Source organism: uncultured Shimia sp., from assembly GCF_947498095.1.
Taxonomy (GTDB): Bacteria; Pseudomonadota; Alphaproteobacteria; order Rhodobacterales; family Rhodobacteraceae; genus Shimia.
Genome location: NZ_CANMJE010000003.1, coordinates 429,626 through 442,847, shown reverse-complemented (window position 1 = coordinate 442,847; position 13,222 = coordinate 429,626). Strand labels below are relative to the sequence as shown.

Genomic DNA, 13,222 nt, shown 5'->3' with positions numbered 1-13,222 from the left:
GCATCATTCTGTTATTGTTCAAGCCATTCAAATACGCCGTCGACCGTCGCCACGGTCTCGCGATCCGGCAGCTCGGGTCGGTCGATCATCACAACCGGCAGACCCAGCGCGCGGGCAGCATGCAGTTTGGCCTCGGCGCCGGCGCCACCTGCATTCTTGCAGACCACCCGGTCAATGGCATGCTCAGTAAAAAGCGCGGTGTCTCCATCGATCGTGAACGGGCCACGGGCCACGATCACCGTATGATGTGGCAAGGCGGGCGGTGTTTTGGGCGTATCTACGAGGCGCAAGACATAATGATGCTGGGTTTGGGCGGCGAATGCCTCCATGTGCAAGCGGCCAAGGGCCAACATAACCCGTTCAGCCGGGCCATTCAGCGTCGCCACGGCGGCGTCCATATCGGGGACGTGGTGCCAGGTATCGCCCGCTTGCGCAGCCCAAGGGGGTCGGGTCAGCGCCAACAACGGAACCGCTTCCGCCCGACAGGCATGAAAGGCGTTCCAGCTCATCTGCGCGGCAAAAGGGTGTGTGGCGTCAATGACATGGCTGATGTTATGCTCCGCAATGTAGCGGGCCAGCCCGTCGACACCTCCAAAGCCGCCGACCCGGTGTGGGATCGGCTGAGCGCGCGGGGTATCGACACGACCCGCATAGCTGAACGTGGCCTGAACGCCCCTAACCGCAAGGGCGCGCGCCAAGGCGCTGGCTTCGGTTGTGCCGCCAAGAACAAGGAGGTTGGCGCCCATGTCTGAGACTCCGTGGCTGACCATCGTCGGTCTTGGCGAAGATGGACCGGATGGCCTGTCGCCTGCAAGCCATGCCGCTCTTCAAAACGCTGAAATCGTCATGGGCGCTGCCCGGCATCTGGACTTGCTGCCAGATCTGTCGGCAGAAACCGTGACCTGGCCAGTGCCATTTTCCGACGGCATCCCAAAGCTGCTGTCCCTGCGGGGACGGCGCGTGGTGGTGCTGGCTTCGGGTGATCCTTTTTGGTTTGGCGCCGGCGCCGTGATCGCCCGCCATCTGAACCCCAGCGAGTGGCGCACCCTGCCCGCGCCCTCAACCTTCTCTCGGGCGGCTGCGACTTTGGGTTGGGCGTTGGAAAAGACACCGTGTTTCGGGTTACATGCTGCCCCCTTTGCACGGTTGCGACCGCATCTGTTCACCGGCCAGAAGCTGCTGACCACATTGCGCGATGGCGCAGCCGTTGCAGAGTTGGCGCAGTGGCTGCGCGACGCTGGCTTTGGCGACACCACCTTGCACGTCTTAGAAGCCCTCGGCGGGCCACGCGAGCGAGTTCGGTCGGCACTTGCAAGCACCTATGATCTGATCAATGTGCTACACCCGGTTTGCCTGGGCCTTGAGGTTGCTGGAACTGGCGCAACTGTTTCTCTGGCCTCGGGTCGTTCTGATACTCTGTTCGACAATGATGGGCAGATCACCAAGCGTCCGGTGCGGGCCTTGACCTTGTCCGCCCTGGCCCCCTGCCCCGGCGAACATCTTTGGGACATTGGCGGTGGCTCTGGGTCCATCGGCATTGAATGGCTTTTGGCGCACCCGACCTGTGCCGCCACCACAGTTGAGATCAACCCGGAACGCGCTGCGCGCATTACACAAAATGCGGCCCATCTGGGCGTCGATCGACTGCAAGTCGTGACCGGCAGCGCACCTGAGGCGTTGGCCGATTTACCTGCGCCTGATGCCGTATTCATCGGCGGCGGAATTAGCGACGAGATGCTTGAGACCGTCTGGGCGGCCATGCCAAAAGGCGCGCGACTGGTGGCCAATGCGGTCACGCTGGAGGCCGAAGCGCTTTTGGCGCAATGGCATGAGGCCAAAGGTGGTGACATGCTACGTGTTGAGTTGGCGCAATCGCAGCCTTTGGGTCGCAAACGCGGTTGGAAATCATCCTATCCCATCGTGCAGTGGAGCGTCGTCAAATGATCGTCGCGGGCTTTGGATTTCGCGAGAAAGCAACGATTGAGTCGTTACGTGACGCCCTTGCCGCGACCGGTGCGGAAGACGTAGAAATGCTGGCTATTCCTTTAGACAAATCGCACGCGGATTGTTTTACAGCCCTTGTCGATGAACTGTCACTGCCTGTGTCACGGGTAAATTCCGAAACGTTGCGGTCAATGGACACCGCCACGCAATCCGCCGCCAGCCAAACGCATCGCGGGACCGGCAGCGTGGCCGAGGCTTGCGCTCTGGCCGCCGCTGGGTCACAAGCCGAACTTGTCACTCACAGGCAGGTGTCGTCCGACCGTCTGGCGACCTGTGCCATTGCTATCGGAGCAAGCGCATGACCGTGCATTTCATTGGCGCCGGACCGGGTGCTGCAGATCTGATCACCCTGCGTGGCCGCGACCTGATCGCGTCTTGTCCGGTGTGCCTCTATGCCGGGTCATTGGTGCCAGAGGGCATCCTGTCCCACTGCCCCGAGGGCGCAAAAATAGTGAACACAGCGCCATTGGATCTCGATGCCATCATCGATCAGTGCAAGACTGCACACGACGCGGGACAAGACGTGGCGCGATTGCATTCCGGCGACCTGTCTGTCTGGTCGGCTATGGGCGAACAAATCCGCCGGTTGCGGGAAGCCGGTATACCGGTTTCCGTCACACCTGGTGTGCCCAGTTTTGCCGCCGCCGCGGCCGCGCTGCAGACCGAGCTAACGCTGCCGGGCCTTGCACAATCCGTCATCCTGACTCGCACGCCGGGACGCGCGTCAACCATGCCCGAAGGCGAGACACTCACCAACTTTGCTGCCACCGGCGCGACACTGGCCATCCACCTGTCGATTGGCAATCTCGACAATGTGATTGCCGATCTGACCCCAGCATATGGGGCAGATTGCCCGGTGGCCGTGGTCTACCGTGCAAGTTGGCCGGATCAGCAGGTCATTCGCACGGACCTCGCCCATCTAAAAGGTGATGTGACCGAGAATATCACGCGCACAGCGTTGATCCTTGTAGGGCCTGCTCTGGCGGGCGAAGGCTTTGATGAAAGCTGCCTCTACGCAAGCGAATACGATCGCCGCTATCGCCCGCAAAACGCCGATAGCCCCTGGTCCAGTTGGAGACATGGTGATGACTAAAACAGCCCCTGGCATTCTGATATCCGCTCCGTCTTCTGGCACAGGCAAAACCACTGTAATGCTTGGCCTCTTGCGAGCTTTGGCCGAGGACGGGTTGACCGTACAGCCGTTCAAATCCGGCCCCGATTACATCGACCCGGCCTTTCACCGCGCCGCAGCGCACCGCCCGTCATTCAACATCGACACATGGGCGATGCACGAGGGGTTGGTTGGTGGCATTTCCGAGCAATCGGCGGGCGCGGATATCATCGTCGCCGAAGGCTCGATGGGGTTGTTTGATGGCGTCGCCACGCGCGGTGAAAGTGGCTTTGGCTCCTCAGCGGAAACCGCGCTGAAAATGGGCTGGCCCGTGGTTCTGGTGATCGACGTGGGCGGTCAGGCGCAATCGGCCGCAGCGACCGCCTTGGGGTTCCGGTCCTATAACCCGGACCTGCCCTTTGCCGGAGTGATCCTGAACCGCTGTGCCTCTCCCCGCCATGAACGTCTGGCGCGTTTGGGCATGGATCAGGCGGGCGTCAAAGTGTTGGGCGTGTTGCCCCGTCGCGGAGACCTCGCACTGCCAGAGCGGCATCTGGGATTGATCCAGGCCGTAGAACATCCTGATCTGGAAGCGGCCATTCAGGGCTATGCGGCCTTCTTGCGCGACAATGTTGATCTGGACGCGATCAAGGCAGCGGCCAAAGCTGGTCCTGCGGCGACCGGCACCCTGCCCAAGCCACCGGCGCAACGTATCGCGCTGGCACAGGATGCGGCATTCAGCTTCACCTATCCGCATGTCCTGACCGGATGGCGCAATGCGGGTGCAGAAATCCTGCCGTTCTCACCGCTGGCGGATGAGGCCCCAGCCCCGGATGCGGATCTTGTCTGGCTGCCCGGAGGGTACCCGGAACTGCACGCGGGCACACTCGCAGCAGCCTCCAACTATCTGACAGGCCTCAAGAAACACGCTGAGACCCGCCCCGTGCATGGCGAATGCGGGGGGTACATGGCTTTAGGGGACGTGTTGATCGACAAGAACGGCATCAAGCACAAGATGGCTGGTCTTTTGGGGCTTGTGACAAGCTATGAGAAACGCAAATTCCACCTTGGCTATCGTCAAGCCACGTTGCACGCGCCGATGCCCGGATTTGACAGTGGCGCACGCCTGCGCGGGCACGAGTTTCACTACACCACCATTCTGGAAGAACCTGACGCGCCCCTGGCGGCGGTAGGCGATGCCGACGGCAATCCGGTGCCAGAGACCGGATCTATCAAAGGCAATGCCACGGGCACGTTCTTTCACTTGATTGCAGAGGCAAGCACATGAGCGGTTTCGTCAGTTTCGTAAGCTCAGGCCCCGGTGATCCCGAGTTGCTGACCTTGAAGGCCGTGAACCGGCTTCAAAAGGCCGATGCGGTACTGTTCGACGACTTGTCTTCCGGTCCGATCCTAGAGCACGCGGCGAAAGACGCGGATCTCGTGGGGGTTGGCAAACGCGCGGGGCGCCCCTCTCCCAAGCAGGACCATGTCAGCCGCCTGTTGGTGGAATATGCCCAACAGGGCGGCCGTGTGGTGCGGCTGAAATCCGGCGACAGCGGCATCTTTGGGCGGCTTGAAGAAGAAATCACTGCGCTGCGCGAAGCAGGGATCGACTTTGAGATCGTCCCCGGTGTGACTTCGGCCAGTGCCGCCGCCGCCGCCGCGCAAATCCCACTGACCCGCCGCTTGATGGCCCGTCGCGTTCAATTTGTGACCGGCCACGATGTGGCAGGTGCCTTACCAGGTGATCTGCACCTGCAATCCCTCGCCGACCCCGGCGCCACAACAGTATTGTTCATGCCCAAGCGCACCTTTCCAGCGCTGGCAGAGAAACTCTTTGAGACCGGCCTGCGCCGCGACTGCCCGGCCTTGTTGGCCGAGAACGTTAGCCACCCGGACCAGACCCTGACCCGCACAACGATGGAGGCTTTGGCAGACCAATTGTCGAAAGAAATCACCACGGCCCCGGGGATCATCCTGTTTGGTGAGCTGGCAGAAAGCCGCTAAGCTTCATTTTGGCCCAAATACTCCCGCCGGAGGCGTCCCATGATCAAACTCTCTCTCGTCGGTATCGGCTCTGGTAACCCCGAACACCTGACCCTCGAGGCCATCCGCGTGTTGGAAAGCGCGGATGTGATCCTTTTGCCGCGTAAGGGTGATGAGAAAACCGAACTGGCCGATTTGCGCCGGACGATTGCGCGGAATGTGCTGAAAACCAACCCAAGGATCGTTGAGTTTGACTATCCGGTACGAGATGCAAATACGCCCAAGTATCTCGACGGCGTAAATACCTGGCATGATGCCCTTGGTGCGATTTGGGGGCAATTGATCGGTGAATATGCCCCCGACACAGGGCATGTTGCGCTGATGGTCTGGGGCGATCCTTCGCTCTACGACAGCACGCTGCGGATTGCTGAACGCGTGATAGCACAAGGCATAGACGTGGAGGTTCGCGTGGTGCCGGGGATCACCTCATTGCAGATGCTGACGGCCGCCCATGCCATTCCGTTGAACTCACTTGGGGCGCCGGTGCAAATCACCACGGGCAGACAATTGCGCGATCATGGCTGGCCAGAGGGGGTCGACACGGTTGCCGTGATGCTGGATGGCGAATGCTCTTTCCAAAGCCTTCAGACCGAAGGTTTCGACATTTGGTGGGGCGCCTATGTGGGCATGCCGGACCAATTGCTGATGGCTGGCCCACTGAAAGACACAGGCCCAAAAATTGTCGAAGCCCGCGCCGAGGCGCGAGCAAAACACGGATGGATCATGGATATCTATCTGATCCGTAAACCTTAATTCGCCCCGTAGCCAGTTTCCAATCGAATGGCGCGCAGGTCCTCAGGACGGTCTGCGAAGAAGTTTGCCGCCGTGTCGTAAGCGGCCTCGGCCCGGTCGGCGCGGCCCATGACATCATAAGACCGGATCAGCATCACCCAACCAGCAACATCGTCTGGATCCTCTTCCAATCGTAACGCGAGGCCTGCGACCATGCCATCGACCATGTCGGCCTGTTCCTCGGCTGTCATTTCCTGAGCTGAGGCGATGTCTTCGGCATCAGGGCCACGACGTTCCTCGCCGTCCAGAATGGCCAGAGCTGTGTCGAACTGCTGGAGCACGAAAGGCGCCGCCTCAAAATGGGACTTCCCGGTTTCGATGGTCGCGCGGGCAGCATCGGTCATTCCCAACACTGCCTGCAACTCGGCCATTTCCATCCAGCCTTCCCAGTTCTTGGGGTCGGCATCCAGAGCAATTTGCAAATCGACAATGCGTGCGGCCATGGCACCAGTATCGGGTGGTTTGACTTCTCCACCCGAGGCGATGATTTCCTCGTCACTGGCGTTGGGCAGGTAATTCAACACGTCCCCTTCGGTGAATTTCACCATATTGACGATGTCTCTGCGCACCATGCCCATCCAGGGATCGGAAGGTTTGGAATCGGCGGCCAGCATAGCCCAATCATGCAACGCCCCGTCAAAGTCCTGCGCCTGTGCCTTGGCAAGCGCCACATAGTACCGCGCCCGAGGATCAGGCACCTCGCTTTCACGCAAAACCTGTTCAAAGACGATCCGTGCGGCGGGTGGTACCTTGTTGCCATTGGCCTGCGTCAGCGCCTCGGCATAGGCGGACAGAACACCGGGATTGTCGTTGGAAAGTCGGGCGGCATGTTTGTAAGCCTCTGCGGCACCAGCATGTTCTTCTATCGATGCATAGCTGCGGGCTAACATCCACCAAGTATCAAAATCGTCGGGGGTTTCTTCCGTTGCTTCTTCCAAAAGAGTAATGCGACTCTTGATGTCACCACCTTCAGCGCGCCGGATCAACACTTCTTCCTTGCGGTCTGCCAAGGCCATGTCAGGGATTTGTGGTCGGCCCAATTGAGAATAGGCCGCGAGACCGGCGGCGAGTGTGAAAGCGATGATACTGCCTGCCATCACCGGCATCTGGCCCGAGACCGAGAGGCCACTGTCCATGCGGCGGGCAGCCTTGAGGGTGCGGGCTTCGATCTCAGCCTGGGCGGCGTCAAACTCGGCCTCGGTGATCATGCCGCTTTCTAGATCGCGTTCGACCTCTTCGGCTTGATCGCGGTAAACGGACAGGATCGAGTCGCTTTCAAGCGTTTCCATCTGGCGTTTGCGCAGGAAGGGCAATGCCAGCCAGAGGGCGGCAAGCAAGGCGATGAGGGAAAGAACGGCCCAGATCATGGCTTAGAATCCCTTTGTTTGAGAAGGTGCTTGGCAGCGGCCCGATCCGCGTCCGTCAGAGCCTCAACGGCCTGAGGCTCTTTGCGCTGCCGAATGTAGAGGGCAAAGCCCAGTAGTCCAAAAATGAGAGCACCAGCCGGGGTCAGCCACAGGATCGCGTTTTTGGCGGACTTGGTAGGTTCCAGCAACACGTAGTCGCCATAGCGGTCGGCCACATAGGAAAGCACTTCGTCGTCCGTATCACCCTCGAGCATCCGCTCGCGCACCAAGACGCGCAGGTCGTTGGCGAGGCCTGCGTTAGAGTCAAAGATCGATTGGTTCTGACAGACCATACACCGAAGTTGGCGACCAATCTCGCGCGCGCGGGCCTCTTGGGCGGGGTCTTCGAACATCTCGCCGGGATTGATCGAAAACGCCGGTGTGGCGAGGGTCAGGGCGACAAGGGCTGAGCAAAGAAACTTCAACATCGGTTCGCTCCTCATTCCGCCGGTTGCGCTGCCAAGCGGCGCTGTGCCGAAGGCACGCCCACGCGCAGGCGGCGATCTGCCAGAGATATCAAACCGGCAAGGGTCATAATGACAGCGCCAAGCCACATCCACGGCACGCCCGGATTGTAGTAATAGCGGGTCACGAAGCCGCCTGCCGCGGCAGGGTCGCCGAGCACGGCGTAGTAGTCGCCATGCCAGACGGTGACGATGCCCGCCTCGGTGGTCGGTTTTTTCTCAACTGGATACCAGCGGCGCTCGGGGTGCAGGTTGGTGACAAAGTCACCACCACGCGTGACCGTGACCGTGGCAAGCGAAGACTGATAGTTGGGGCCCTTGGCACTCTCAACACCTGTCAACGTGAATTCATAGGCTCCGACAGACACCGGAGTTCCGATCTGGGTGACCTGAATTTCTTCGACTTTCCAAAGACCTGCGGCCACAACTCCTGCCGCGGCGATGGCAAGACCGAGGTGTCCCAGATACAGCCCCCAAGCAGACCGCGGCAGACCGACCATGCGGCGCAGCGACGTGGCAAAGGGCGATTTTCCGATGCCGATACGCTGACCAAGGTCAATCAGCGTCGCAACAGCAAGGAACAGGGCAACAGCGATGCCGAATAGGCTGACCACGTCTGGCACGCCAAATATGGCGATGATGACAACGCCAAGGGTCGCGGTTGTGACCGCAGCCAGCGTCGTGAGCCGCGCCGCCCGGGTCTTGTTGGCGCGTTTCCACGACAGGAACGGGCCAATGGCCGCAAACATCATGGCAAAGCCAAAGACAGGCAGGAAGGCCTGATTAAAGTAGGGCGCGCCGACCGTGATTTTGTCACCAGTCACCAATTCCAGCGCCAAAGGGTAAAGCGTGCCAACAAAGACAATGGCTGTGGCTGCAGACAAGAGGACGTTGTTCAACAACAGCCCACCTTCGCGGCTGACCATTGCGAAATACCCGCCCTCGGTCAGTTTGTTGGTGCGCGCGGCAAAGAGCGTAAGCGCGCCACCGATGGCGATGCACAGGATCAAGAGGATAAAGACGCCGCGCTCGGGATCATTGGCAAAGGCGTGCACGGACGACAGGATGCCCGAGCGCACAAGGAAAGTTCCAATAAGCGAGAGCGCAAAGGTCAGAATGGCCAAGAGAATGGTCCAGGCCAGAAGTGAGGCGCGTTTCTCAACCACGATGGCCGAGTGCAACAGCGCCGTCCCCAAGAGCCACGGCATGAACGAGGCGTTCTCGACCGGATCCCAGAACCAGAACCCGCCCCAGCCAAGTTCGTAATAAGCCCACCAGGACCCTAGAGCGATCCCTGCCGTCAGGCCCGCCCAAGCCAAAAGCACCCAGGGACGCATCCAGCGCGCCCAGCTTGGGTCGACCTGACCCCGGACCAGCGCCGCAACCGCAAAGGAAAAGGCCGTCGAGAAACCGACATAGCCCAAGTACAAAAGTGGTGGGTGCAACGCGACGCCGATGTCTTGCAGCAAGGGGTTCATGCCTTGCCCGTCCAGCGGTGGATTGGGCAGCCTGTCAAAGGGGTTAGAAGTCAACAGGATAAATAGAAGAAAGGCGACGCCGATCATCGCCTGTACGGCCAGAACCACAGATCGCATCGTCACCGGCACCGAGCGGCCAAAGATCGAGATCAACACGCCAAAGAGCGTCAGGATCAGCACCCAGAGCAGCATAGAGCCTTCGTGATTGGCCCAGACGCCGGTGACTTTGTAGAGCATCGGTTTCGCCGAGTGACTGTTCATCGCCACGTTCACAAGGCTGAAGTCCGACACCACATAGGCGCGCGTCAGCATGGCAAAGGCGACAGCCACCCCAAGGAACTGAATCTGTGCGGCATTATCGGCAAAGCGCATGGCGGCGGCATTTTCGGCGCGCACACCCCAGATCGGGATGACAGATTGCAAAACGGCGGCGACGAGCGCCAGAATAAGGGCGAAGTGCCCAATCTCAGCGTACATTGTAATGCTCCTGGGCTGCCGCAACCACCTGAGGGGGCAGCGTGTATTGGGGCTGGGCGTATTGCACCGGCAAACGCCGTTCCAGTGCCTCGATTTCCGGCACGACAAAGGTGCTTCGGTTGGGAAAACTCACGAGGCCGCGTTTTTTCAACTTGGTAAAGAGACGGCTCACGGTTTCGGTGTTGAGGCCAAGGTAGTCGGCCACATCTTCGCGGGTCATGGGCAGGTCGACCCGTACGCCGCCAACTGCGGCTGTCCCAATGCGCATGGCCATTTCCAAAAGGAACAGGGTCACCCTTTCAACGGAATCGAGGCGCCCCAACATCACCATCTGCGAAGCTCCGGCCTGCAGTCGACCGTGGATCAGCCAAAACAGACTGGAGACCAGTTCGGGGTAGTCATCAAGCGGTCCGGTTACCCCTTCGAGGCTTAACTCGCAGATGTTGCAGTCGCTCAGCGCCTCAAGCCAGTTTTCGGAATTTGTTACGGATGCCAGCCCGCAGACCACATGGCCGGGCGTTTCAAGGCCGATGATCTGGCGGCGACCATCCTCCATCCCCGCGCATGTGGCCGCAACGCCGGAGATGACCACCCAAATCCTTTGACACGCCCCGTCTCGCACGGTCAGTCGCTCACCGCGTTTGAGCGCAATCATGTCTTGGTTAGACCGTTTGGCAATCTCAGGAACACTGCCACAAACAGGGTTCTTGCATAGGTTTGCCCGCAAGGGGCAAGCCGAGGCCGAACTTGGCCTCGTGTTTGCGTCATACATAGCTTCACCCCTCTGCGGCGGCGATGCCGCGCAGTGCGTCCCAAGGATTCATTTCTAGTGTTGTCGCTGATTATAAAGGGTATTTTAGGGTCATCAAATGAGCCAGATCAAATCCAGGTTTGGAATATGTTCACGAGTTTCTGAGACACGGGAAACAATAATTCCGACCGCAAATCAAAAAGGCCAAATCACGTTTTCCTGATAATTATCAGGGAACGACTCTGCCCCCGTCGCTACCCTTCTCGCGAGGATAACTCTAATTGGAAGGGAGCTAAGCCTTGAGAAAACTCGTTTTCTTGCTCTCGATTCTCTTTGGAACGGCAGCTTATGCCGAAGGTGTTCCAGAGACGGTCGATGAGGCGGTAGCCAACGAAAAAGGCTGCCTTAGCTGCCACGAGGGAATTGAAAAATTCACCGGCGGCATCATGATGGAACAGATTGAGGCCCTCGGGCCTGATTACGGCGATCCCGCTGGCTGCGTGATCTGCCACGGTGGTACCCCTACGGGTCTCACCGCAGAAGAAGCCCACTCAGGCACGGTCGCTGATCTGGCCGAAGCCGACGGCCCACACACCTTCTATCCGGATCCGGGTGCGGTGTGGATTGCCGACAAGTCCTGTGGCCAATGTCACGATGGTTATGCGGAACGTCTGAAACTGTCGCTGATGAACACCGAAGCCGGTAAACTGCAGGGCAACCTTTGGAGCTGGGGTGTGATCGACACGCGCCGGTCCGTTTACGGCAACTACGATCTGGTCGACGAAGATGGCTTTGAGCCTCAGATCGGGACCGACGCCTATAAAGAGTACATGGTGGCTTATGCCGCGGCCCATCCCGACCAGTTGGTCGACTCGATGGAGCAAGTACCGGAAGTTGATGTCGACGCCATCTCAGAACACCCGAACCTGGCCGGTATTACCTATTCGCGTCAGCAATGTCAGCGCTGTCATGTTGGTGTAAATGGTCGTGAGAAACGCGGTGATTATCGCGGTGCAGGCTGTTCGTCCTGTCACGTGCCCTACTCGAACGAAGGTCTTTATGAAGGTGGCGACCCCACAATCTCAAAAGAGCAACCCGGCAAGCTGTTGACTCACCAGATGCAGGCGACACGCAAGTCGAAAGTTGTGCATGGTGACAAGGAATGGTCCGGTATCCCGACTGAATCCTGCGTGAGCTGCCACAACCGCGGCAAGCGGATTGGCGTCAGCTATCAGGGTATCATGGAATTCCCCTATGGCTCTCCGTACAGCCCAACAGGTGGCAAGCAACCTAAGCTGCACACCAAAAAGTACCTGTACATCAAGGAAGACCTGCACCACGCGACGGAATCGCGTCCGGGCAACCCCGAAGGTGGATTGCTCTGTCAGGACTGCCACACCACCATCGACATGCACGGCGACGGCAACTTGCCGGGCACCACGCTTGCACAGGTGGAAATCGAGTGTGAAGACTGTCACGGGACTGTTTCGGCAGCACCTTGGGATCTTCCGCTGGGGTATGGTGAGGAATTCCAGGCCGATACGTCTGACTGGCCAGCGCGGGGTTTGAGCGAAGACGCTCAGGATGAAACCGTGATGTTTGCCACCGACTATGAGGCCCGCGATGGCTTCCTCTTGTCGGCACGCGGCAACCCGCTGGGTAACGTTGTGAAAGATGGCGACAAGGTCATCCTGCACTCGGCTTCGGGTCTGGACTTTGAAATCCCGGTTCTGAAAACCATCGCCGACAACGGCACGTGGAAATCGCCTGATGCACAGGTTGCGATGCAATCAGTTGGCCAGCACATGGAAAGCATGGAATGCTATGCCTGTCACGCTGACTGGGCACCGCAGTGCTATGGCTGCCACATCACCGTGGACTATTCCGAAGGCAAAACCGATGTCGACTGGATCACCAACGCCAATGCCCGCGAGGACAATGGTCTCACAGGTGATGCCCCGCTTGGCACCAATGGTCTGACCTCTGCCGGTAAAGTGTCCGAGACACGCTCTTACCTGCGTTGGGAAGAGCCGACCCTCGGGATCAACGGTGAAGGCCGCGTCAGCCCGCTGATGCCAGGCTGTCAGGTTATCACCACGGTAATCGATAAGGACGGCAATACCATCGTCCACAACGAGACCTGGATGACACCGGACGCAGGCGGCACCAAGGGCCTCGACCATGCAGCCGTGCAACCGCACACTGCTGGCCGCGAAGCCCGCACCTGCGAGAGCTGCCATAACAACCCGAAAGCATTGGGCTACGGCATCTCTGGCGGTCGCTTCCTGCAAGGCTACGACAAAGGCTTTGTGATCGATCTGAAAGCTGCGGACGGCACCATCCTGCCTGACCAGTATCAGTATCAGTCGCAGCCTGTTCCGACCTTGGACCACGACCTTAGCCGCATCGTCACCGAAGACGGCGAGCAGCTGGTCACCGTCGGCTCCCACTGGGATCTGACCGGTCCTCTCCCGCAGGACATGCGCGAGAAGATGGAACGCACTGGCCTGTGTATGGGATGTCACCAGAACATGACTGATGAAACTCTTTGGAACAAAGTGAACACTCCGGCGTTCCTGACCAATGAGCAGCACAAGGAAGTCATGGACAAGGCCATCCACTCGCTTGCAGGCGAGTAAGCCAAAGCCACAGTCCGGCGGCCAATCGGTCGCCGGACCCCACCAATTCAACGA

12 protein-coding genes are annotated in these 13,222 nt (G+C 59.5%); 7 read left to right on the top strand and 5 right to left on the bottom strand.

Annotated features, from left to right (window positions below; genetic code table 11):
- Positions 1-11 precede the first annotated feature (11 nt).
- Complete coding sequence (locus Q0932_RS08320) at positions 12-746, bottom strand: cobalt-precorrin-6A reductase (protein ID WP_299351284.1); 735 nt, start codon at positions 744-746, stop codon at positions 12-14.
- On the opposite strand from Q0932_RS08320, the gene cbiE reads away from it, so the two are divergent.
- From cbiE to cobF, 6 genes are read left to right on the top strand one after another with little or no spacing between them, the layout of a single operon-like run.
- Positions 745-1,944 carry a precorrin-6y C5,15-methyltransferase (decarboxylating) subunit CbiE gene (gene cbiE / locus Q0932_RS08315; RefSeq protein WP_299351282.1) on the top strand — a complete coding sequence of 400 codons (1,200 nt, stop codon included), beginning with the start codon at positions 745-747 and terminating at the stop codon, positions 1,942-1,944. The two genes, Q0932_RS08320 and cbiE, sit on opposite strands and share 2 nt — an antisense overlap.
- Positions 1,941-2,306, top strand: a complete 366-nt coding sequence (locus Q0932_RS08310; protein ID WP_299351280.1) for a cobalamin biosynthesis protein — start codon at positions 1,941-1,943, stop codon at positions 2,304-2,306. The genes cbiE and Q0932_RS08310 overlap by 4 nt, the downstream gene beginning before the upstream one ends.
- Positions 2,303-3,097 carry a precorrin-4 C(11)-methyltransferase gene (cobM, locus tag Q0932_RS08305; protein ID WP_299351279.1) on the top strand — a complete coding sequence of 265 codons (795 nt, stop codon included), beginning with the start codon at positions 2,303-2,305 and terminating at the stop codon, positions 3,095-3,097. The genes Q0932_RS08310 and cobM overlap by 4 nt, the downstream gene beginning before the upstream one ends.
- Positions 3,090-4,403: a cobyrinate a,c-diamide synthase gene (locus Q0932_RS08300; protein ID WP_299351277.1), complete on the top strand. Its 1,314-nt coding sequence runs from the start codon at positions 3,090-3,092 to the stop codon at positions 4,401-4,403. The genes cobM and Q0932_RS08300 overlap by 8 nt, the downstream gene beginning before the upstream one ends.
- Positions 4,400-5,122: a uroporphyrinogen-III C-methyltransferase gene (cobA, locus tag Q0932_RS08295; protein WP_299351275.1), complete on the top strand. Its 723-nt coding sequence runs from the start codon at positions 4,400-4,402 to the stop codon at positions 5,120-5,122. The genes Q0932_RS08300 and cobA overlap by 4 nt, the downstream gene beginning before the upstream one ends.
- 39 nt (positions 5,123-5,161) lie before the next feature.
- Positions 5,162-5,914, top strand: coding sequence for a precorrin-6A synthase (deacetylating) (cobF, locus tag Q0932_RS08290; RefSeq protein ID WP_299351273.1), 753 nt, complete (start codon positions 5,162-5,164; stop codon positions 5,912-5,914).
- Here cobF and ccmI read toward each other — a convergent pair.
- The 4 genes from ccmI to Q0932_RS08270 are packed head-to-tail and all read right to left on the bottom strand — an operon-like array spanning position 5,911 to position 10,550.
- Positions 5,911-7,320, bottom strand: a complete 1,410-nt coding sequence (gene ccmI / locus Q0932_RS08285) for a c-type cytochrome biogenesis protein CcmI (RefSeq protein ID WP_299351271.1) — start codon at positions 7,318-7,320, stop codon at positions 5,911-5,913. The two genes, cobF and ccmI, sit on opposite strands and share 4 nt — an antisense overlap.
- Complete coding sequence (locus Q0932_RS08280; protein ID WP_299351269.1) at positions 7,317-7,787, bottom strand: cytochrome c-type biogenesis protein CcmH; 471 nt, start codon at positions 7,785-7,787, stop codon at positions 7,317-7,319. Before Q0932_RS08280 ends, ccmI begins: the two co-directional genes overlap by 4 nt.
- Before the next feature lie 11 nt (positions 7,788-7,798).
- The gene (locus Q0932_RS08275) at positions 7,799-9,778 is read right to left on the bottom strand and encodes a heme lyase CcmF/NrfE family subunit (RefSeq protein ID WP_299351267.1); all 1,980 of its coding nucleotides are present in this window, start codon (positions 9,776-9,778) and stop codon (positions 7,799-7,801) included.
- Positions 9,768-10,550, bottom strand: coding sequence for a Crp/Fnr family transcriptional regulator (locus tag Q0932_RS08270; protein ID WP_299351265.1), 783 nt, complete (start codon positions 10,548-10,550; stop codon positions 9,768-9,770). The genes Q0932_RS08275 and Q0932_RS08270 overlap by 11 nt, the downstream gene beginning before the upstream one ends.
- 278 nt (positions 10,551-10,828) lie before the next feature.
- Here Q0932_RS08270 and Q0932_RS08265 point away from each other — a divergent pair, with 278 nt between their 5' ends.
- Positions 10,829-13,168, top strand: a complete 2,340-nt coding sequence (locus Q0932_RS08265) for a hypothetical protein (protein ID WP_299351263.1) — start codon at positions 10,829-10,831, stop codon at positions 13,166-13,168.
- The last annotated feature ends 54 nt before the right edge of the window (positions 13,169-13,222 follow it).

What these genes read in the sequence shown, in the direction of transcription:
- Q0932_RS08320 (WP_299351284.1), bottom strand. Translation starts at nt 746, where the DNA reads ATGGGCGCCAACCTCCTTGTTCTTGGCGGCACAACCGAAGCCAGCGCC.
- Q0932_RS08270 (WP_299351265.1), bottom strand. Translation starts at nt 10,550, where the DNA reads ATGTATGACGCAAACACGAGGCCAAGTTCGGCCTCGGCTTGCCCCTTG.
- Q0932_RS08275 (WP_299351267.1), bottom strand. Translation starts at nt 9,778, where the DNA reads ATGTACGCTGAGATTGGGCACTTCGCCCTTATTCTGGCGCTCGTCGCC.
- Q0932_RS08310 (WP_299351280.1), top strand. Translation starts at nt 1,941, where the DNA reads ATGATCGTCGCGGGCTTTGGATTTCGCGAGAAAGCAACGATTGAGTCG.
- Q0932_RS08280 (WP_299351269.1), bottom strand. Translation starts at nt 7,787, where the DNA reads ATGTTGAAGTTTCTTTGCTCAGCCCTTGTCGCCCTGACCCTCGCCACA.
- cobM (WP_299351279.1), top strand. Translation starts at nt 2,303, where the DNA reads ATGACCGTGCATTTCATTGGCGCCGGACCGGGTGCTGCAGATCTGATC.
- ccmI (WP_299351271.1), bottom strand. Translation starts at nt 7,320, where the DNA reads ATGATCTGGGCCGTTCTTTCCCTCATCGCCTTGCTTGCCGCCCTCTGG.
- cbiE (WP_299351282.1), top strand. Translation starts at nt 745, where the DNA reads ATGTCTGAGACTCCGTGGCTGACCATCGTCGGTCTTGGCGAAGATGGA.
- cobA (WP_299351275.1), top strand. Translation starts at nt 4,400, where the DNA reads ATGAGCGGTTTCGTCAGTTTCGTAAGCTCAGGCCCCGGTGATCCCGAG.
- cobF (WP_299351273.1), top strand. Translation starts at nt 5,162, where the DNA reads ATGATCAAACTCTCTCTCGTCGGTATCGGCTCTGGTAACCCCGAACAC.
- Q0932_RS08300 (WP_299351277.1), top strand. Translation starts at nt 3,090, where the DNA reads ATGACTAAAACAGCCCCTGGCATTCTGATATCCGCTCCGTCTTCTGGC.